22 protein-coding genes are annotated in these 17712 nt (G+C 64.3%); 12 read left to right on the forward strand and 10 right to left on the reverse strand.

Going from position 1 to position 17712, the window contains the following annotated elements:
• Window positions 1-4 precede the first annotated feature (4 nt).
• Together TQ98_RS20930 and TQ98_RS20935 are read left to right on the forward strand one after the other, a co-directional pair.
• The gene (locus tag TQ98_RS20930; protein ID WP_082073267.1) at window positions 5-1276 is read left to right on the forward strand and encodes an AcvB/VirJ family lysyl-phosphatidylglycerol hydrolase; all 1272 of its coding nucleotides are present in this window, start codon (window positions 5-7) and stop codon (window positions 1274-1276) included.
• Between the two features lie 77 nt (window positions 1277-1353).
• Complete coding sequence (locus TQ98_RS20935) at window positions 1354-1902, forward strand: cytochrome b (protein ID WP_044873818.1); 549 nt, start codon at window positions 1354-1356, stop codon at window positions 1900-1902.
• Window positions 1903-1946: 44 nt separating this feature from the next.
• Here TQ98_RS20935 and TQ98_RS20940 read toward each other — a convergent pair whose 3' ends face one another.
• Window positions 1947-3851, reverse strand: coding sequence for a potassium transporter Kup (locus tag TQ98_RS20940; protein ID WP_044873817.1), 1905 nt, complete (start codon window positions 3849-3851; stop codon window positions 1947-1949).
• Between the two features lie 208 nt (window positions 3852-4059).
• Between TQ98_RS20940 and rimO the strand changes: the two genes are divergently transcribed.
• The 5 genes from rimO (at window position 4060) to tsaA (ending at window position 7591) form a co-directional block, all read left to right on the forward strand.
• The gene (gene rimO, locus TQ98_RS20945; RefSeq protein ID WP_044873816.1) at window positions 4060-5382 is read left to right on the forward strand and encodes a 30S ribosomal protein S12 methylthiotransferase RimO; all 1323 of its coding nucleotides are present in this window, start codon (window positions 4060-4062) and stop codon (window positions 5380-5382) included.
• A 163-nt stretch (window positions 5383-5545) separates the two neighbouring features.
• Window positions 5546-5896: a DUF393 domain-containing protein gene (locus tag TQ98_RS20950; protein WP_044873815.1), complete on the forward strand. Its 351-nt coding sequence runs from the start codon at window positions 5546-5548 to the stop codon at window positions 5894-5896.
• Window positions 5897-5945: 49 nt separating this feature from the next.
• The gene (locus TQ98_RS20955; RefSeq protein WP_044873814.1) at window positions 5946-6587 is read left to right on the forward strand and encodes a glutathione S-transferase; all 642 of its coding nucleotides are present in this window, start codon (window positions 5946-5948) and stop codon (window positions 6585-6587) included.
• A gap of 124 nt (window positions 6588-6711) precedes the next feature.
• Entirely contained in the window at window positions 6712-6897 is a 186-nt protein-coding gene (locus TQ98_RS20960) for a hypothetical protein (protein WP_044873813.1), read from the forward strand.
• A 1-nt stretch (window position 6898) separates the two neighbouring features.
• Entirely contained in the window at window positions 6899-7591 is a 693-nt protein-coding gene (gene tsaA, locus TQ98_RS20965) for a tRNA (N6-threonylcarbamoyladenosine(37)-N6)-methyltransferase TrmO (RefSeq protein ID WP_044873812.1), read from the forward strand.
• 56 nt (window positions 7592-7647) lie between these two features.
• Here tsaA and TQ98_RS20970 read toward each other — a convergent pair whose 3' ends face one another.
• Window positions 7648-7950: a putative quinol monooxygenase gene (locus TQ98_RS20970; RefSeq protein WP_044873811.1), complete on the reverse strand. Its 303-nt coding sequence runs from the start codon at window positions 7948-7950 to the stop codon at window positions 7648-7650.
• Between the two features lie 60 nt (window positions 7951-8010).
• On the opposite strand from TQ98_RS20970, the gene TQ98_RS20975 reads away from it, so the two are divergent.
• Window positions 8011-8424 carry a VOC family protein gene (locus tag TQ98_RS20975; RefSeq protein ID WP_044873810.1) on the forward strand — a complete coding sequence of 138 codons (414 nt, stop codon included), beginning with the start codon at window positions 8011-8013 and terminating at the stop codon, window positions 8422-8424.
• Between the two features lie 58 nt (window positions 8425-8482).
• Here TQ98_RS20975 and fpr read toward each other — a convergent pair whose 3' ends face one another.
• On the reverse strand, window positions 8483-9262 hold the full coding sequence (fpr, locus tag TQ98_RS20980) for a ferredoxin-NADP reductase (protein WP_044873809.1): 780 nt from the start codon (window positions 9260-9262) through the stop codon (window positions 8483-8485).
• 126 nt (window positions 9263-9388) lie between these two features.
• Here fpr and TQ98_RS20985 point away from each other — a divergent pair, with 126 nt between their 5' ends.
• Entirely contained in the window at window positions 9389-10315 is a 927-nt protein-coding gene (locus TQ98_RS20985) for a LysR family transcriptional regulator (protein ID WP_044873808.1), read from the forward strand.
• Window positions 10316-10319: 4 nt separating this feature from the next.
• Here TQ98_RS20985 and TQ98_RS20990 read toward each other — a convergent pair whose 3' ends face one another.
• Window positions 10320-10685: a diacylglycerol kinase gene (locus TQ98_RS20990; protein ID WP_044873807.1), complete on the reverse strand. Its 366-nt coding sequence runs from the start codon at window positions 10683-10685 to the stop codon at window positions 10320-10322.
• 72 nt (window positions 10686-10757) lie between these two features.
• A complete protein-coding gene (erdR, locus tag TQ98_RS20995; protein WP_044873806.1) occupies window positions 10758-11408 on the reverse strand; it encodes a response regulator transcription factor ErdR in 651 nt (216 codons plus the stop codon).
• A gap of 201 nt (window positions 11409-11609) precedes the next feature.
• On the opposite strand from erdR, the gene TQ98_RS21000 reads away from it, so the two are divergent.
• Window positions 11610-12515: a DMT family transporter gene (locus TQ98_RS21000; protein WP_044873805.1), complete on the forward strand. Its 906-nt coding sequence runs from the start codon at window positions 11610-11612 to the stop codon at window positions 12513-12515.
• On the opposite strand, the gene TQ98_RS21005 is transcribed toward TQ98_RS21000, so the two are convergent.
• Window positions 12516-13226 (reverse strand): tRNA-uridine aminocarboxypropyltransferase, encoded by a 711-nt coding sequence (locus tag TQ98_RS21005; protein ID WP_103103034.1) that lies wholly within the window; start codon window positions 13224-13226, stop codon window positions 12516-12518.
• 326 nt (window positions 13227-13552) lie between these two features.
• Here TQ98_RS21005 and TQ98_RS21010 point away from each other — a divergent pair, with 326 nt between their 5' ends.
• Window positions 13553-13966: a quorum-sensing-regulated virulence factor family protein gene (locus TQ98_RS21010; RefSeq protein ID WP_044873802.1), complete on the forward strand. Its 414-nt coding sequence runs from the start codon at window positions 13553-13555 to the stop codon at window positions 13964-13966.
• A 5-nt stretch (window positions 13967-13971) separates the two neighbouring features.
• On the opposite strand, the gene TQ98_RS21015 is transcribed toward TQ98_RS21010, so the two are convergent.
• Window positions 13972-14154 carry a hypothetical protein gene (locus tag TQ98_RS21015; protein ID WP_044873801.1) on the reverse strand — a complete coding sequence of 61 codons (183 nt, stop codon included), beginning with the start codon at window positions 14152-14154 and terminating at the stop codon, window positions 13972-13974.
• 227 nt (window positions 14155-14381) lie between these two features.
• Here TQ98_RS21015 and TQ98_RS21020 point away from each other — a divergent pair, with 227 nt between their 5' ends.
• A complete protein-coding gene (locus TQ98_RS21020) occupies window positions 14382-15461 on the forward strand; it encodes an LOG family protein (protein ID WP_044873800.1) in 1080 nt (359 codons plus the stop codon).
• A 74-nt stretch (window positions 15462-15535) separates the two neighbouring features.
• Here TQ98_RS21020 and recX read toward each other — a convergent pair whose 3' ends face one another.
• The 3 genes from recX to TQ98_RS21035 form a co-directional block, all read right to left on the reverse strand.
• The gene (gene recX, locus TQ98_RS21025) at window positions 15536-16000 is read right to left on the reverse strand and encodes a recombination regulator RecX (RefSeq protein ID WP_044873799.1); all 465 of its coding nucleotides are present in this window, start codon (window positions 15998-16000) and stop codon (window positions 15536-15538) included.
• Window positions 16001-16007: 7 nt separating this feature from the next.
• Window positions 16008-17051: a recombinase RecA gene (gene recA, locus TQ98_RS21030; RefSeq protein ID WP_044873798.1), complete on the reverse strand. Its 1044-nt coding sequence runs from the start codon at window positions 17049-17051 to the stop codon at window positions 16008-16010.
• An 87-nt stretch (window positions 17052-17138) separates the two neighbouring features.
• Entirely contained in the window at window positions 17139-17651 is a 513-nt protein-coding gene (locus tag TQ98_RS21035) for a CinA family protein (protein ID WP_044873797.1), read from the reverse strand.
• Between the last annotated feature and the right edge of the window lie 61 nt (window positions 17652-17712).

Genomic DNA, 17712 nt, shown 5'->3' on the forward strand with positions numbered 1-17712 from the left:
GCCCATGCTCAAGCGTAACTGGCGACACCTGCTGCTGATCCTGATCGTCCTGCTGGTGGGTGCGCTCCTGCTGCTCTGGAGCCGCCCCACGCCCCAGGCAAAGCTGGAGCACCTGAAGGCCGCCGACGGCAGCCCCATGACCCTGGCCAACCCCGCTGGCGCCGTGCAACACCGGGCCCTGCTGATGGCCAGCGGCGATCAGCGCCTGACCGATGCCGACCTGCTGGTCCTGGCCCGCAGCAGCAATGCCCGGCTGCTGCAGCTGGACCTGCCGGCCAAGGACTGCGCAGCCCAGCAACAGCGCCTGCAACAGGCCCGGGAAACCCTTGGCGGCGAACCCACGCTGGTGGCCGGCATCGGCCCGGCCGCCACCTTTGCCTGGCGCTGGCTGGCCGGCCAGGGCGACGACAACGCCCAGGCCCTGTCCATCGACTTCAGCCTGGACAGCCCGGACTGCCCCGCCCCACTCCCGCAAAAAGCCCCCCACGGCCATTGGCTGGCCGCCTGGAATGACAACCCGGACGACCCCAGTGCCGCCTTCGCCCGCAACCAGGACAACGCCGAGACCCTGATCAGCGACTACGACACCAGCCTGGTCCAGTTGCTGCAGCAGCGCCTGGCCGGTCTGCTCCAGGGCCAGGGCGATCCTCTGCCCGTGGTGGAAGTGCCCGCCGATCAGCACGTCGATACCGTCACCCTGTTCTATTCCGGCGACGGCGGCTGGCGCGACCTGGACCGCGCCGTGGCCGACGAGATGGCCAAGCGAGACTATCCGGTGGTGGGCATCGACGCCCTGCGCTACTTCTGGCAGCACAAGAGCCCGGAACAGGGCGCCGCCGACCTCAGCCGGTTGATGAAGGACTACCGCGAGAAATGGGGTGCCAAGCGCTTCGTGCTGGCGGGCTACTCCTTTGGCGCCGACGTCTTGCCGGCCTTCTACAACCGCCTGCCCCAGGCCGACCAACAGCAGGTGGACGCCATCATCCTGCTGGCCCTGGCCCGCAGCGGCAGCTTCGAGATCGAGGTGCAGGGCTGGCTCGGCAAGGCCGGCCAGGAAGCCGCCACCGGTCCGGAACTGGCGAAACTGCCGGCAGCCAAGGTGCTCTGCGTATTTGGCAAGGACGAGGCGGACGAAAGCGGCTGCACCCAGGCCGGCGCCGTCGGAGAAAACCTGGAATTGCCCGGCGGGCACCATTACGACGAGAACTACCCGGCATTGGCGGAGAAACTGCTGAAAGCGGTGGAGAAACGTCAGAGTAGCCCGACAGAAACCTGATCCAGATTCAGATTCACTTAAGAAACTGCGGTTATCCTGCCCACCGTTTCGCCTGAAGACGAGAAAGAGGAACCGTGATGAGTCTCAAGAACGCGCCTTCCCGCTATGGGAACCTGTCCATCGCCCTGCACTGGCTGATGTTGATCCTGATCGCAGCCGTGTACGCCTGCATTGAACTCAAGGGCAATTTCCCCAAGGGCAGCGAAACCCGCGACCTGCTCAAGGAATGGCACTTCATGCTCGGGCTTGCGGTGTTTTTCCTGGTCGGTCTGCGCGTGATCGGCCGGATGATTTCCCCTACCCCGGCCATCAAGCCGGAGCCCGCCGGTTGGCAGAACGCCCTGGCGAAGCTGATGCACCTGGGCCTCTACGCCCTGATGATCGGCGCGCCCCTGGCCGGCTGGCTGATCCTCAGCGCCGCCGGCAAGCCCATCCCCTTCTTCGGCATGGAGCTGCCAGCGCTGATCGGTCCGAACAAGGAACTGGCCGGCGACATCAAGGAACTTCACGAACTGGCAGGCACCGCCGGCTACTGGCTGATCGGCCTGCACGCCGTGGCCGCACTGTTCCATCATTACGTCGTGCGGGATAACACCCTCGTGCGGATGATGCCGGGGCGCGGCTGAGTTCCCCTGCAGCCCTCTCCCTTCAGGGAGAGGGCAACACCCTCTCAAATCTCCACCTGCGTCCCCAGCTCGATCACCCGGTTCAGCGGCAGGTTGAAAAACTTCAAGTTGCTATTGGCGTTCTTCAACAGGAAGGCAAACAGCGCCTCGCGCCAACGCGCCATGCCGATGCGCTTGGTGGGGATCACCGTCTCGCGGCTGAGGAAGTAAGTCGTGCGCATCGGGCTGAAGTCCAGCTCGTTGAGGTGGCAGAGCTTCAGCGCCGCCGGCACGTCCGGCTCTTCGATGAAACCGAAGTGCAGGATCACCCGGAAGAAGCCGTCTCCATACGAATCCACCTCGAAGCGCCGCTCCGCCGGGACCCGTGGCGTGTCCTCGCTCGCCACCGTCAGCAGCACCACCTGATCGTGCAGCACCTGGTTATGCAGCAGGTTGTGCAGCAACGCGTGGGGCACCGCGTCCGGCCGTGCAGTAAGGAACACTGCCGTGCCCTGCACCCGGATCGGCGGCTGGGAGCGGATGCTGCTGATGAACAGCGGCAACGGCAGCGCAGTTTCATCCAGGCGATCCACAACGATCTGCTTGCCGCGCTTCCAGGTGGTCATCAGGGTGAACAGCGCCGCACCGGCGATCACCGGGAAAGCACCGCCCTGGACTATCTTCGGCACGTTGGCGGCAAAGAACAGGCTGTCGACGAAGAGGAAGCCCAGCAGCACCGGCAAGGCCAGCCACCAGGGGGTTTTCCACAGCAGCAGCATCACCACCGCAACCAGCAGGGTGGTGATCAGCATGGTGCCGGTCACCGCCACACCGTAGGCCGAGGCCAGGGCACCGGACGACTCGAAGCCCAGCACCAGCAGCACCACGCCCACCATCAGCGCCCAGTTCACGGCGGAGATGTAGATCTGTCCCTGCTCTTGCTGGGAGGTGTGTTGCACGAACATCCGCGGGATGTAGCCCAGCTGCATGGCTTGGCGGGTCAGGGAGAAGGCCCCGGAAATCACCGCCTGGGAGGCGATCACCGTGGCCAGGGTGGAGAGCAGCACCATCGGCAGCAGTGCCCAGCCCGGCGCCAGCAGGTAGAAGGGATTTCGTGCAGCGGAGGCATCCGAAAGGATCGCGGCCCCCTGACCGAAGTAGTTCAGCACCAGGCCCGGCAGTACCAGGAAGAACCAGGCGCGGGCGATGGGCTTGCGGCCGAAGTGGCCCATATCGGCGTACAGGGCCTCGGCGCCGGTCAAGGCCAGTACCACGGCGCCGAGGATGGCCACGCCGACGCCCGGGTGGGTGATGAAGAAATGCACGCACCACCAGGGGTTGACGGCCTTCAGCACTTCCGGCTGCTGGACGATGCCGTAGAGACCCAAGGCGCCCAGCACACTGAACCAGAGCACCATGATGGGGCCGAAGAGAATGCCGATGCGTGCGGTGCCGTGTTTCTGGATCAGGAACAGCCCGACCAGCACGATCAGTGACAGTGGCACCACCCAGTGGCCGATGCCCTCGAACGCCAGGTCCAGACCCTCGATGGCAGAGAGCACCGAAATCGCCGGGGTGATCATGCTGTCGCCGTAGAACAGCGCCGTACCGAACAGGCCCAGCAGCAGCACCGCCACCTTCAGCCGCGGACGCGATCTGGCCGCCCGCTGCGCCAGCGCCGTCAGGGCCATGGCGCCACCTTCGCCGTCGTTGTCGGCGCGCAGCACGAACAGCATGTACTTGATCGACACCACCCAGACCAGCGACCAGAAGATCAGCGACAGCACGCCGAGAACCCCGTCGTGGTTGACCTGAACCCCGTACTGGGCGGAGAAGACCTCCTTCAGGGTGTACAACGGGCTGGTGCCGATATCGCCGTAGACCACGCCCGCAGCGGCCACCAGCATGCCGAGGCCGGAAGCCGTATGTCCTTCATGCTGCTCGGCGGATTGGGTGACGCTATCGCTCATCTGGACCTTCCTGTGGATGACGGTTGGCAGGCATCGTCCGAAACGCCCGTCCGGCCAGCAAGGGCGCCCCGCCCATCCTAGGCCAGTTCCTACATCCTAGACGGAGAAACACTTCAGATGAGGGTGGAAATGGCTGACGCCTGCCGCTAGAATTGCGCACTTTTTGATCAGAGGCGCCCTCCCGAGCGCCCATTGAGGTTAGCCGCACATGTCCACCGCCACCCCCAAAGTCGGATTCGTCAGCCTGGGTTGCCCGAAGGCCACCGTCGACTCCGAACGCATCCTCACCCAGCTGCGCATGGAAGGTTACGAAATCGTACCGACCTACCAGGACGCAGACGTGGTGGTGGTCAACACCTGTGGCTTTATCGACAGCGCCAAGGCCGAATCCCTGGACGCCATTGGCGAGGCCATCGCCGAGAACGGCAAGGTGATCGTCACTGGCTGCATGGGCGTGTCCGAAGACAGCATCCGTGATGTGCACCCAAGCGTGCTGGCCGTGACCGGCCCGCAGCAGTACGAGCAGGTGGTCAACGCCGTGCACGAAGTGGTGCCGCCGAAGGCCGACCACGATCCCTTCATCGACCTGGTACCGCCCCAGGGCGTCAAGCTGACCCCGCGTCACTACGCCTACCTGAAGATTTCCGAAGGCTGCAACCACAGCTGCAGCTTCTGCATCATCCCGTCCATGCGCGGCAAGCTGGTCAGCCGCCCGGTGGGTGACGTGCTCTCCGAGGCCGAGCGCCTGGTCAAGGCTGGCGTGAAGGAGCTGCTGGTGATCTCCCAGGACACCAGCGCCTACGGCGTCGACCTCAAGTACAAGCTCGACTTCTGGAACGGCCAGCCGGTCAAGACCCGCATGCTGGAGCTGTGCGAAGCCCTCTCCGCCATGGGCGTGTGGGTTCGCCTGCACTACGTCTATCCCTACCCGAACGTGGATGACGTGATCCCGCTGATGGCCGAAGGCAAGCTGCTGCCCTACCTGGATATCCCCTTCCAGCACGCCAGCCCGAAGGTGCTCAAGGCCATGAAGCGTCCTGCCTTCGAGGACAAGACCCTGGCCCGCATCAAGAAGTGGCGCGAGATCTGCCCGGATCTGACCATCCGCTCCACCTTCATCGTCGGCTTCCCCGGCGAGACCGAAGAAGACTTCCAGTACCTGCTGGACTGGCTGACCGAGGCTCAACTGGACCGCGTCGGCTGCTTCCAGTACTCCCCCGTGGACGGCGCCCCGGCCAACGACCTCGGCCTGGAGCCGGTGCCGGACGACGTGAAACAGGACCGCTGGGAGCGCTTCATGGCGCACCAACAGGCCATCTCCACCGCCCGCCTGCAGCTGAAGATCGGCCGCGAAATGGACGTGCTGATCGACGAAGTGGACGACGAAGGCGCCGTGGCTCGCTCCTGGGCGGACGCACCGGAAATCGACGGCAGCGTGTTCATCGAGTCCACCAGCGTGAAGCCGGGCGACAAGGTGCGCGTGCGCATCGTGGATGCCGATGAGTACGACATGTGGGCCGAGCTGGTCTGAGTCGATAGCTGAATGGAAGAGCCCCGCCGATACGGGGCTTTTTCTTTTTGTCCACAAGGCCCTGTCAGCTTAACCAGGGCGCAACAGGAGGGGCGGCGACTCCCCCCGCGCAGCGTCGTAGGATGTGCTGGAGCGCAGCGATACTCATCGACGGAGCCTGCCCATGCTCAAGGTCTTCTACGACGGCGCCTGCCCCCGCTGCATCGCCGATCGCCGCTGGTACGAATCGCTCCCCCGCGCCGGCGAGGGCGTCGAATGGGTCGACATCACCGGCCGCGACGAAGAACTGCTCGCCCTCGGCATCGATCCTTACCTCGCACTCACCGAACTCCACGTTCAGGACGAATCCGGCCACATTCACCGCGAGCTGGACGCGTACATCCTCCTGCTCGCCCGGGTCCCCCGGCTGGCGTTCGTGGCCCGGCTGATCGCCCTGCCGCTGATCAAGCCACTCCTGTCACGCGCATACCGCCACTGGGTAATTCGCCGCCTGCAGCGGGACGGCAGGCTCTAGAGGCAGCGTCTAGACTCGCTCCATCCAAGGCCCAAGCGGAACGACGACAATGACTAGCGAGAACCGCCAGGTAACCCTCTACCACTGCCCCTACACCCGCTCCACCGGCGCGCTGACCCTGCTGGAAGAACTGGGTGTCGAATACAACCTCCACGTGATGAACATGAAGCTCGGCGAGCAGCGAAAGCCGGAATTCCTCGCCATCAACCCCATGGGCAAGGTGCCCACCCTCACCCACGGCGATGCGGTGGTCACCGAGCAGGTGTCGGTCTACCTCTACCTCGCCGATCTCTACCCTGAAGCCAAGCTGGCGCCGCCCCTGGGCAACCCGCTGCGCGGCCCCTACCTGCGCTGGATGGTGTTCTACGGTTCCTGCTTCGAGCCGGCGGTGGTGGACCGGGTGCAGAAGCGTGAGCCGATCCCCGAGCAGCGCTCGCCCTACGGCGACTTCGACAGCGTGATGAACGCCCTGGTCAGCCAACTGAAGCAGGGGCCCTGGATGCTCGGCGAACAGTTCACCGCCGCTGATGTGCTCTGGGGTAGCGCGCTGAACTGGACCACCCAATTCGGGCTGATCCCGGAGGTGCCGGTGATTCGAGACTATGTCGGCCGCTTCATTGCCCGCCCCTCGTATCAGCGCGCCCTGGCCAAGGACGCCGAACTGGCCGCCGCCCAGGCCGCCACGGCCTGACAATGTCGCCCCCCCCGGCATCTCCCGCCCCGGCCAGGCCGGGGCGGGTTCCACCCGTAACACGTCGCTTGCGTGGTGCTGGGGCCGGCGCTAGGGTAGCCGCGCTATCCAACGGAACTCGTCCATGCGCCTCGCCCTCCTCACACTCCTGCTCACCCTTGCCGCTCCGGTCTTCGCCGCGCCAGCGCCCTTCTTCATCTGGCAGAGCAAGCTGGATGGCGGGCTGACGTGCGCCCAGACCAGCCCCGGCGACGGTTGGCTGCGCCTGGGCGGGCCGTTCCGTGATGCCGGCTGCCGCGTGCCCTACTGATATGCAGCACAGCGTCTCCCCCGTCGGTTACGTCCGTTCCTGCTTCAAGGAAAAGTTCGCTATCCCCCGCCAGCCGCACCTGGCCCCCGCCGCCCGCGGGGTGTTGGAGCTGGTGCCGCCGTTCGACACCGGGGATGCCGTGGCGGGGCTGGAGCAGGTCAGCCATGTCTGGCTCCTGTTCCTCTTCCACCAGGCCCTGGAGGACAAACCACGCCTGAAAGTGCGTCCGCCGCGCCTGGGGGGCAACCAGTCCATCGGGGTGTTCGCCAGCCGCTCCACCCACCGGCCCAATGGGATCGGCCAGTCGGTGGTGAAGCTGGAGAAGGTGGAAGCCGGGCGCCTCTGGCTGTCCGGCATCGACCTGCTGGACGGGACTCCCGTCATCGATATCAAGCCCTACGTGCCCTACGCCGACCGCCAGGATGGCGCGCTGAACGCCATCGCCGACGCCGCGCCTGAGTTGATCCCGGTGGAATGGGAGCCGGCCGCGCTGCTCCAGGCCCGCGAGCACGGCCAGCGCCTGGGCGAACCCCTGGCCGAACTGGTGGAGCAGTGCCTGGCCCAGGATCCGCGTCCGGCCTACCAGAAGCCCGAGCCCGAGCGCCGCTACGGCGCCCGCCTGTGGGATGTGGATGTGCGCTGGCATTACCCCGAGCCGGGGCGGATTCGCGTGCTGGAAATCGCGCGGGGCTAAGCCTTTTGTAGGAGCGAATTCATTCGCGAATGAATTCGCTCCTACAGTCGCAGGGCTCAGTGGGCAGCATTCAGCGCCAGTGAATCCGCTTCGATGCAGTCCTGCTGGAGGATCAGCGGCTCGACCAGTGGCCGACTGGCCAGGAAGTGCGGGGTCTGCATGTGGGCCTCGAAGGCGGCCTCATCGGTGTAGACCTCATAGAGCCAGACCAGATCGGGATCGCTGCGGTCCTGCAGCACATCGAACACCAGACAACCGGGCTCGTCGCGCACCGAGGCGGCAGCGTTGACGCGCATGGCGTCCATGAAGGCTTCGAGGCTGCCGGGACGCAGCTGGGTCTTCAGAAGCAGGCAGTACACGTGATTCTCCCTTTGTCTTATATTCAGAGAAATATTGTATACAAAAGTGGAGTCCCGAAAATGTCCAGCCGCCCCAGCCGACTCAATGGCCTGCGCCACATCGCCCTCCTCGTGCCCAATCTGGAGGCGTGCGAACGCTTCTACGTGGATGTGCTGGGCATGGAGGTGCTCAACCGTGCCAACGAGGACCTGGTCTACCTCACCTGCGGCAACGACAACCTGTCCCTCGGCCGCGCCTTCGCCCCCAGCAGCGGCGTGCAGGCGGTGGATCACTACGGCTTCGTGGTGGACAGCCTGGAAGAGCTGAACGCCTGGTACCAGTACCTCAAGGCCCAGGGCGTGACCATGCTCGACCGCCCCTTCGCCCATGGCGACGGTGCCCACAGCTTCCATGTGCTGGACCCGGCCGGGAACAAGATCCAGCCCATCTACCACCCGGCCATCTCCGGGCAGCGCTTCAGCTCCCCGGTGTGATCCCCCGGAAACGACAAAGCCCGCCAATTGGCGGGCTTTGCATTGAAGCGTGTGGCGCTTACTTCTCGACGAAGGCGCGCTCGATCAGGTAGTCACCCGGCTCACGCATGCGCGGGGAAATCTTCAGACCGAAGCTGTCGAGAACCTCGCTGGTTTCGTCGAGCATGCTCGGGCTGCCGCAGATCATGGCGCGGTCGTCCTGCGGGTTGATCGGCGGCAGGCCGATGTCCTCGAACAGCTTGCCGCTGCGCATCAGGTCGGTCAGGCGGCCCTGGTTCTCGAACGGCTCGCGGGTCACGGTGGGGTAGTAGATCAGCTTGTCTTTCACCGCCTCACCGAAGAACTCGTTCTGCGGCAGGTGCTCGGTGATGAATTCGCGATAGGCCACTTCGTTCACGTAGCGCACGCCGTGGACCAGGATCACCTTCTCGAAGCGCTCGTAGGTCTCCGGGTCCTGGATCACGCTCATGAAGGGCGCCAGGCCAGTACCGGTGCTCAGCAGATAGAGGTGCTTGCCCGGGTTCAGGTCGTCGAGGACCAGGGTGCCGGTGGGCTTCTTGCTGATGACGATCTCGTCGCCTTCCTTCAGGTGCTGCAGCTGGGAGGTCAGCGGGCCGTCAGGTACCTTGATGCTGAAGAATTCCAGGTGCTCTTCCCAGTTCGGGCTGGCGATGGAATAGGCACGCATGAGCGGACGACCATTGGGCTGGTTCAGGCCGATCATGACGAACTGGCCGTTTTCAAAGCGCAGGCCCGGGTCGCGGGTGCACTTGAAGCTGAACAGCGTGTCGTTCCAGTGATGAACGCTGAGAATGCGCTCGGAATTCATGTTGCTCATTTACGGGGCTCCGAAAGTTCTGAAGTCGCCAGCGCCGGCCAGGGGGCGCAATTGCGCGTCATTGTAGTGATAGCCACAATATCTGTTAACTGGATTATCAAGATATGGGTTATCGGTTATATCGATATGCGATTTACTCTCCGTCAGCTCCAGGTATTTGTCGCCGTGACCCAGCAGGGAAACGTCTCCCGCGCTGCCGAACAACTGTCTCTGTCGCAGTCGGCCACCAGCACGTCGATCACCGAACTGGAACGCCAATCCGGCTGCCAGCTGTTCGACCGTGCGGGCAAGCGCCTCAGCCTCAACGCCCTGGGCCGCCAGTTGCTGCCCCAGGCCGTCGCCCTGCTGGACCAGGCCCGCGAGATCGAGGACCTGCTCAACGGCAAAAGCGGATTCGGCTCCCTGGATGTCGGCGCCACCCTTACCGTGGGCAACTACCTGGCCACCCTGCTGATCGGTGCCTTCATGCAGCGCCACCCGGAGTGCCAGGTGAGCCTGCACGTGCAGAACACGGCGAATATCGTCCAGCAGATCGCCCACTACGAACTTGATCTGGGTCTAATCGAAGGCGACTGCCAGCACCCGGATATCGAAGTCCTGCCCTGGGTGGAAGACGAGCTGGTGGTGTTTTGCGCGCCCACGCACCCGCTGGCCGCGAAAGGCCAGGCGAGCCTGGAGGAATTGAGCCGGGAGGCCTGGGTGCTCCGTGAACAGGGCTCCGGCACGCGACTGACCTTCGACCAGGCCATGCGCCACCACCCTACCCCGCTGAATGTCCGACTGGAGCTGGAGCACACCGAGGCCATCAAGCGCGCGGTGGAGTCGGGCCTCGGCATCAGCTGCATTTCGCGCCTGGCCCTGCGCGACGCTTTCCGGCGCGGCAGCCTGGTGCCGGTGGAAACCCCCGGAATCGACCTGCGCCGGCAGTTCTATTTCATCTGGCACCGGCAGAAATACCAGACCGCAGCGATGCGGGAGTTTCTCGATCAGTGTCGGACGATGACCGCTGGGGTCACGCGCAGCGACGAGATCGTCCTCCCCCCCTTCGCCTGAGCCACTATCCGAGAAGAATCGTCGCCCAGACCGCGGTGATGAGCGTCAGTGCGGTGAACTGCGCAGCGCTGCCCATGTCCTTGGCGTTCTTGGACAGGGGGTGCCGTTCGAGGGAGATGCGGTCGATGGCCGCTTCTACCGCCGAGTTGAGCAGTTCGACAATCAGTGCCAGCAGGCAGGCGCCGATCATCAGGGCGCGCTCGCCACGGCTGACGTCGAGGAAAAAGGACAGCGGGATCAGCACTGCATTGAGCAGTACCAGTTGGCGGAATGCAGCTTCACCGCTGAAGGCGGCGCGCAGGCCGTCGAGGGAGTAGCCGGCGGCGTTGAGGATACGTTTGAGGCCGGTCTGGCCTTTGAATGGCGACATAGGGGACGGGGATGTTGAAGGAAGCGCGCAGCCTAACGCAACGCGCTTCAAAATTGCGTGAATTGCCCGGCCTCAAGCGGACGGAATCGATTCCATCTGTTGCAGCAGCAGCGCGGCCTGGGTGCGGGTGCGCACATTGAGCTTGCGGAAGATGGCGGTCACGTGAGCCTTCACCGTGGCTTCGGACACATGCAGCTCGAACGCGATCTGCTTGTTCAGGAGCCCTTCGCAGACCATGGTCAGCACCCGGAACTGCTGGGGCGTCAGGCTGGCGAGCCCTTCGCTGGCGGCCTTGGCCTCGTCCGACAGAACTGGGGCCTCTTCCAACTGAGGCGGCCACCAGGTGTCGCCGTCCAGCACGGCGCGCACTGCATTCTGGATGACTTCCAGCGGACTGGACTTGGGAATGAAGCCGCTGGCGCCGAACTCGCGAGAGCGGGCAACCACGGACGCTTCTTCCTGGGCGGAGATCATCACCACCGGGATCTGCGGGTACTGGCCACGCAGCAGCACCAGGCCGGAGAAGCCGTAGGCGCCGGGCATGTTCAGGTCGAGCAGGACCAGGTCCCAGTCCGCGCGCTCGGCCAGGCGAGTCTCCAGTTCGGCGATGCTCGCCGCTTCCACCAGCCGCACTTCAGGCCCGAGCCCCAAGGTCAGGGCCTGATGCAAAGCGCTGCGGAACAGCGGGTGGTCATCGGCGATGAGAATTTCGTATGAGGCCATGGGCATGTCCTTTTTGTATTGGGCCCAGACACGCCTCCCGGTGGGTGAGAGAGGCATTTCAGCACGACGGGGTACGCCGGCCAGGCCCGAAGCTTGATACGGGCAGACCGTAAAGCGGCGCTCAGAATGCCGACCCGTAACGGGGTGGTCAAGTCGCGTGCTTTACGGCAAAGTTCCGAGCTTTTCCCGCCGAGAACTACCATGCGAAGCCAAGCACTGCGCGCCGATATCCTGATGCTGATCACCGCCGCTATCTGGGGTGCAGCCTTCGTTGCCCAGCGCCTGGGTATGGATGCGGTCGGCCCCTTCCTCTATACCGGCCTGCGCTTCACCCTTGGCGCCCTGATCCTCCTGCCGCTTCTCCTGGTCCTGCCCAAACCGGCAGTCAAGCAACCGTTCAACCGTGGGATGCTGCTGGGCGGACTGCTGATGGGCCTGGCGCTATCCCTGGGGATCAACCTGCAACAGGTGGGACTGCTATTCACCAGCGTCACCAACTCCGGCTTCATTACCGGTCTCTACGTCATCATCGTGCCGCTGCTGGGCCTCTTGCTCGGCCACCGCACCGGCATGGGCACCTGGCTGGGCGCCTGCCTGGCGGTGGCGGGGATGTTCCTGCTCAGTGTCGGCGAAGGTTTCCAGGTGGCTTCCGGCGACTGGCTGCAACTGGCCGGCGCCTGCGTCTGGGGCGTGCATGTGCTGCTGGTGGGCTTCTTCGCCAGCCGTTATGACCCGATCCGCCTGGCTATCCTGCAATTCGCCGTCTGTGCGGTGGTGAGCCTGATCCTGGCTATGGTGTTCGAAGAGATCAAAGCCGACGCCATCCTCCAGGCCGGCCCGGCCATCCTCTACGGCGGTGTGATCGCTGTCGCTATCGGCTACACCCTGCAGGTGGTTGCGCAGCGACACGCCATCGCCTCCCACGCCGCCATCATCCTCTCCCTGGAGGCGGTCTTCGCCGCCATCGCCGGGGCCCTGTTGCTGGATGAATCCCTGCATACCCGTGGCTACATCGGCTGCGCCCTGATGTTCACCGGCATGCTGGTGGCCCAACTCTGGCCGCAGAAGGAAGAAGCCCAGGAAGCCCCCGCCAAGGCAGAGGCCTGATCAGAGAAACGCCCGCAGTGCCTGATGCGCAGGGCTCGCCTCATCCAGGGGCTGGGCCCGCTTGGCGCCGAGATAGCGCTCGGTGAAGACGTCCAGGTAGGCATTCAGCGCGCCACCGGCTTGTTCATCGCCGGCCAGTTCCAGGCACAGTGCCCCCACTTCGGCGGTACACAGGTGCTCGTCACGCTTGGAGCGGCGCAGGCGATAGCGGGAGATCTGCTCCGGCGTCAGGCTGAGCACCGGGAAGCGGTCAAGGTAGGGGCTCTTGCGGAACATCTTGCGCGCTTCGGTCCAGGTGGCATCCAGCAGGATGAACAGCGGCCGCTTGCCCTCTTCCACCTCCACCCGGTCCACCACTCGCTCAGGCTCGGCGTACTCGCCGGGGAACACCAGATAGGGCTGCCACTGCGGATCGTCCAGCAGCGCCAGCAGCGCCTCGTCCACTTCAGTGCGCGCCCAGCCGAACGCCCAGGTATCGGGCACGAGATCGGCGATCAGCCAGCCGGTGTTGCTCGGTTTCAAGGGCTCGGAGTAGTACATCAGCAGGCACACCCCCGACCTCACCGGGACCTTGGGGCGCAGTGCGCAGAAGCAGTAGTCGAAGGCCACCCGGCACTCCGGGCAACGCTGCGCCCGCGAGCCGCGGGCAACGAAGGGACGGGTACTGCGCGCAATGCATTCTGCGCGCAGATGGAAGACGGCATGACTCATGGATTCGAATGGCGGGCTGCTGATGGGCGTGGACTGGATTCAGGGGCGCCTGGAGTGGCGACCGCCTAGTGTAACGCGGCCGTCCCTGCCGGAGGTTCCGTCCCGACCAATCAGAAGCAGCGATTGAGCAGCAGACCGACGATGGGGTAGACCCGACGTGTTCCGCCCGTGGGTGACACCAGCGACCCGGAGTCGCGGATTCGCCGCTTGATCTCGTTGCCCAGCTTGTTCAGGATTCGCGCTCGATTGGCCTGCCCCTGCACAATGTGCAGGTGAACGATGGGCAGTACGCCCGGTCAAAGGCTTCCACGTTTCAGGAGACTCCCATGTCGCGCTTCATCGCCCTCACCCTCGGTATCATCCTGCCCCTAGGCGTGCAGGCCGCGTCGCTCAAGGACTACGAGCGGAGCAAGATGCTCGACAAGGTCGCCAAGGAGAGCAGCGCCGGCACGCCCCGCGCGATCAACGAAGACATCCTCGACCAGGGCTACACGGTGGATGGCAATGAACTGGTTAACCACCTCAGCGTTCGGGCGGCCCACGCCGCGCAGATGCGCGCCAATCCGGACTCAGTGCGCGCCCAACTGGGCGCCAGCGTCTGCCGCAACACCGGCTACCGCCAACTGCTCGCGCGTGGCGCCGGCCTGCGCTACGAGTTCACCGAGTACAAGACCAATCGCCCGGTGACCACCGAACGCTTCACCGCTCCGGATTGCGGCCTCAAGGCCAAGTCCAACTGACCCCTTCAGCCCAGCGGCTCATCCGCTGCGCGCAAGTCGGCGAGCAGCGCTTCCATGTAAGGTGAGCGCTGCAGCCCCTCCACCAGGCGACGCCGATACTCCTCCTCCACCGTCAGGCCCTTTTTCTCGGCGACCTGCTGCAACTGCTGGTATTGCTCCGTCTCAAGCTCCAGTTCAACCCGCGGCATGGCTGCACCTCCATCCTGGTTCGTTCCAGCCTCCGGCAGCATAGGCCAGCGCCCACGGGCCGGCAGCAATATTCCGGACACGTCGACACGCTTCATTTACCTGGAGGCGAACTGGAAAAGATCGGGTCGCTGCCGCAAGCTGTAGTTGAGCGGCTCGACTGGGTCGCCCGGATTACGGACCCGGCCAGCAGAGCTGCTCTGAGTAGTTGATGAGCAAGGAGAAAGCTATGCCCTATGATCCGGACGACTACCTTTCCCGGCACTTCCAGACCAGTGGGATCGACCTCACCCAGAAGGTCGACGAACTGATCAACCTGACCGTCCCCAGTGGCAGTCCGAACCTGGCGCTCTACCGCGAAATGCTGATCACCGTGGTGCGCATGGCCCAGGCCGACCGCAATCGCTGGGACGCCAAGATCATGTTGCAGACCCTGCGTGAGATGGAGCACGCCTTCAGCGTCCTGGAACAGTTCAAGCGGCGCCGCAAGGTCACGGTATTCGGCTCGGCCCGTACCCCGGAAGGCCACCCGATCTACACGCTGGCCCGCCAATTGGGCGCGGAACTGGCCAAGCGCGACCTGATGGTGATCACCGGCGCCGGCGGCGGCATCATGGCCGCGGCCCACGAAGGCGCGGGCCTCGAGAACAGCCTGGGCCTGAACATCACCCTGCCCTTCGAGCAACACGCCAACACCACAGTGGACGGCACCGAGCATCTCCTGTCGTTCCACTTTTTCTTCGTGCGCAAGCTGTTCTTCGTCAAGGAAGCCGACGCGCTGGTGCTCTGCCCCGGTGGTTTCGGCACCCTGGACGAAGCGCTGGAAGTGTTGACCCTGATCCAGACCGGCAAGAGCCCGGTGGTGCCTGTCGTGCTGCTGGACGAGCCGGACGGCAGCTACTGGGAAGACGCCATCGGCTTCCTTCACGAGCAACTGGAGCGCAATCGCTACATCCTGCCCAGCGACATGAACCTGATGCGTCTGGTCCGCAACGCCGATGAAGCGGCTGCCGAGATTGCCCAGTTCTATCGCAACTACCACTCCAGCCGCTGGCTGAAGAACAGCTTTGTGATTCGCATGAATCACTCACTCAGCGAACGGGCATTGGGCCAGATTCGGGAACAGTTTGCCGACCTCTGCCTGGAGGGCGACTTCAGCCAACAGGCCTATCACGAATCGGAAAAGGACGAACCGGAGTTCAGCGAACTGATCCGCCTGGCGTTCCGCTTCAACGGCCGTGACCATGGCCGTCTGCGCGAACTCATCGACTTCATCAACTTGCCGCAACACTGGGCCGACAAAGCCTGATCCGGAATTCCGGACATCCGCCAGCAATCAGCCATGCGCAGCCGCGCATGGCTCAAGGCTGCCTACCAGGATCGTCAGTCGTCGGGATTGCCGCGCAGGAGACGGCTGATCATCTCCATGGGATAGCCACGGTAGGCAAGGAATCGGCCCTGCTGGGCACGCTCACGGGCGTCCTGGGGTTGCCGGCCGCTGAACTTGCGGCGCCACACTTCGCGCAGCTGTTCGCTCCAGTCGATATCAGCCTCGCGCAGGGCCTGATCGATATCGCCACGTGGCAGCCCGCGCTGGGCCAACTCCTCACGGATACGCTGGGGACCGTAGCCACCACGGGCACGACTGGCGATGAAGCTTTCCAGATAACGGGATTCGGAGAGCAGGCCCTCTTCCGCCAAGCGGTCAAGGGCGCTGTCGATCAACTCGGGAGGAGCGCCGCGCTGACGCAGCTTGCGCGTCAGCTCGACTCGCCCGTGTTCGCGCTGCGCCAGCAGATCCATGGCGGCCCGCCGCACCGCAGCGGGGCTGTCGAGCACGACGGGCATGGGAGGATCAGAGGTCTACGTCGGCCAGGTCATCGACCGAGGCAGTCGACTTGCTGGCGGCGGAGTCGACCAGCAGCTTCTCGCGGATGATCTTCTCGATGGCGCTGCCGACTTCCGGATTGTCTTCCAGGTACTTGGCGGCATTCGCCTTGCCCTGGCCGATCTTGTTGCCCTGGTAGCTGTACCAGGCACCGGACTTCTCTACCAGGCCCAGCTGAACACCCAGGTCGATGATCTCGCCGGTACGGTAGATACCCTTGCCGTACATGATCTGGAACTCGGCCTGGCGGAAGGGCGGAGCCACCTTGTTCTTCACGACCTTGACGCGGGTTTCGCTGCCCACGACTTCCTCACCCTCTTTCACCGCGCCGGTACGGCGGATGTCGAGACGCACGGAGGCGTAGAACTTCAGAGCGTTACCACCAGTAGTGGTTTCGGGGTTGCCGAACATCACGCCAATCTTCATACGGATCTGGTTGATGAAGATGACCAGGCAGTTGGCGTTCTTGATGTTGCCGGTGATCTTGCGCAGAGCCTGGGACATCAGACGCGCTTGCAGGCCAACGTGGGAGTCGCCCATCTCACCTTCGATTTCAGCCTTGGGTACCAGAGCCGCCACGGAGTCGACGATGATCACGTCGACCGCATTGGAACGCACCAGCATGTCGGTGATTTCCAGGGCCTGTTCACCGGTGTCCGGCTGGGAGACCAGGAGGTCGTCCACATTGACACCGAGCTTGCCGGCGTAGTCCGGGTCCAGCGCGTGTTCAGCGTCGACGAAGGCGCAGGTGGCGCCCTGCTTCTGGGCTTCGGCGATGACAGAGAGGGTCAGTGTGGTCTTACCGGAGGATTCGGGACCGTAGATCTCGACGATACGGCCTTTCGGCAGACCGCCGATGCCGAGGGCGATGTCCAAACCCAGGGATCCGGTGGAGATAGCCGGAATGGCCTGGCGGTCGTGGTCGCCCATGCGCATGACCGCGCCCTTGCCGAACTGCTTCTCGATCTGGCCCAGGGCAGCAGCCAAGGCGCGCTTCTTGTTCTCGTCCATTGAAGTCCTCACTAAAATCAAGAGGGCCTGGCGGCCACCAACAACTGTATAAGTAGCCAGTATTATTCCATAGGGCAAGTCGCTCGCCTACCCCTGGCCGACTTTTTCTCCTGCAGCTAGTCGGATCAACCCTTCGAGCGCCTCCACCACCGTTTGCCGGCGCACGGCGAGCCGATCACCCGGAAACTGGCGGCGTACAGCTTCCACCAACTCTCCATCGCCCCAGGCCAGCCAGACAGTGCCGACCGGCTTCTCCGGCGAGCCGCCGTCAGGCCCTGCGACGCCACTCACGGCTACGGCGAAACGCGCCCCGCTGCGCTGCTGGGCACCACGCACCATGGCCTCCACCACCTCGCGACTCACCGCCCCCACCTGCGGGAACAGTTCGGCGGGCACAGCCAGCTGCGCGGTTTTCTGTTGGTTCGAATAGGTGACGTAGCCCGCCTCGAACCAAGCCGAGCTGCCGGGAATACGGGTGATGGCCTCCGCGATACCGCCCCCTGTGCAGGACTCCGCGGTACTCACCAACTCGCCGCGTACTTTCAATTCCTTACCCAGCCGGGCAGCCAGCAAAGTCAGCTCATCTTCGTTAACGGACATGTGCACTCCGGGGTTAAAGCGGGCCAGCGGGATACCGTACACTAGCGCCTTTTGCACGCAA

Origin of the sequence: Pseudomonas sp. LFM046 (assembly GCF_000949385.2) — a bacterium.
Lineage (GTDB): Bacteria > Pseudomonadota > Gammaproteobacteria > Pseudomonadales > Pseudomonadaceae > Metapseudomonas.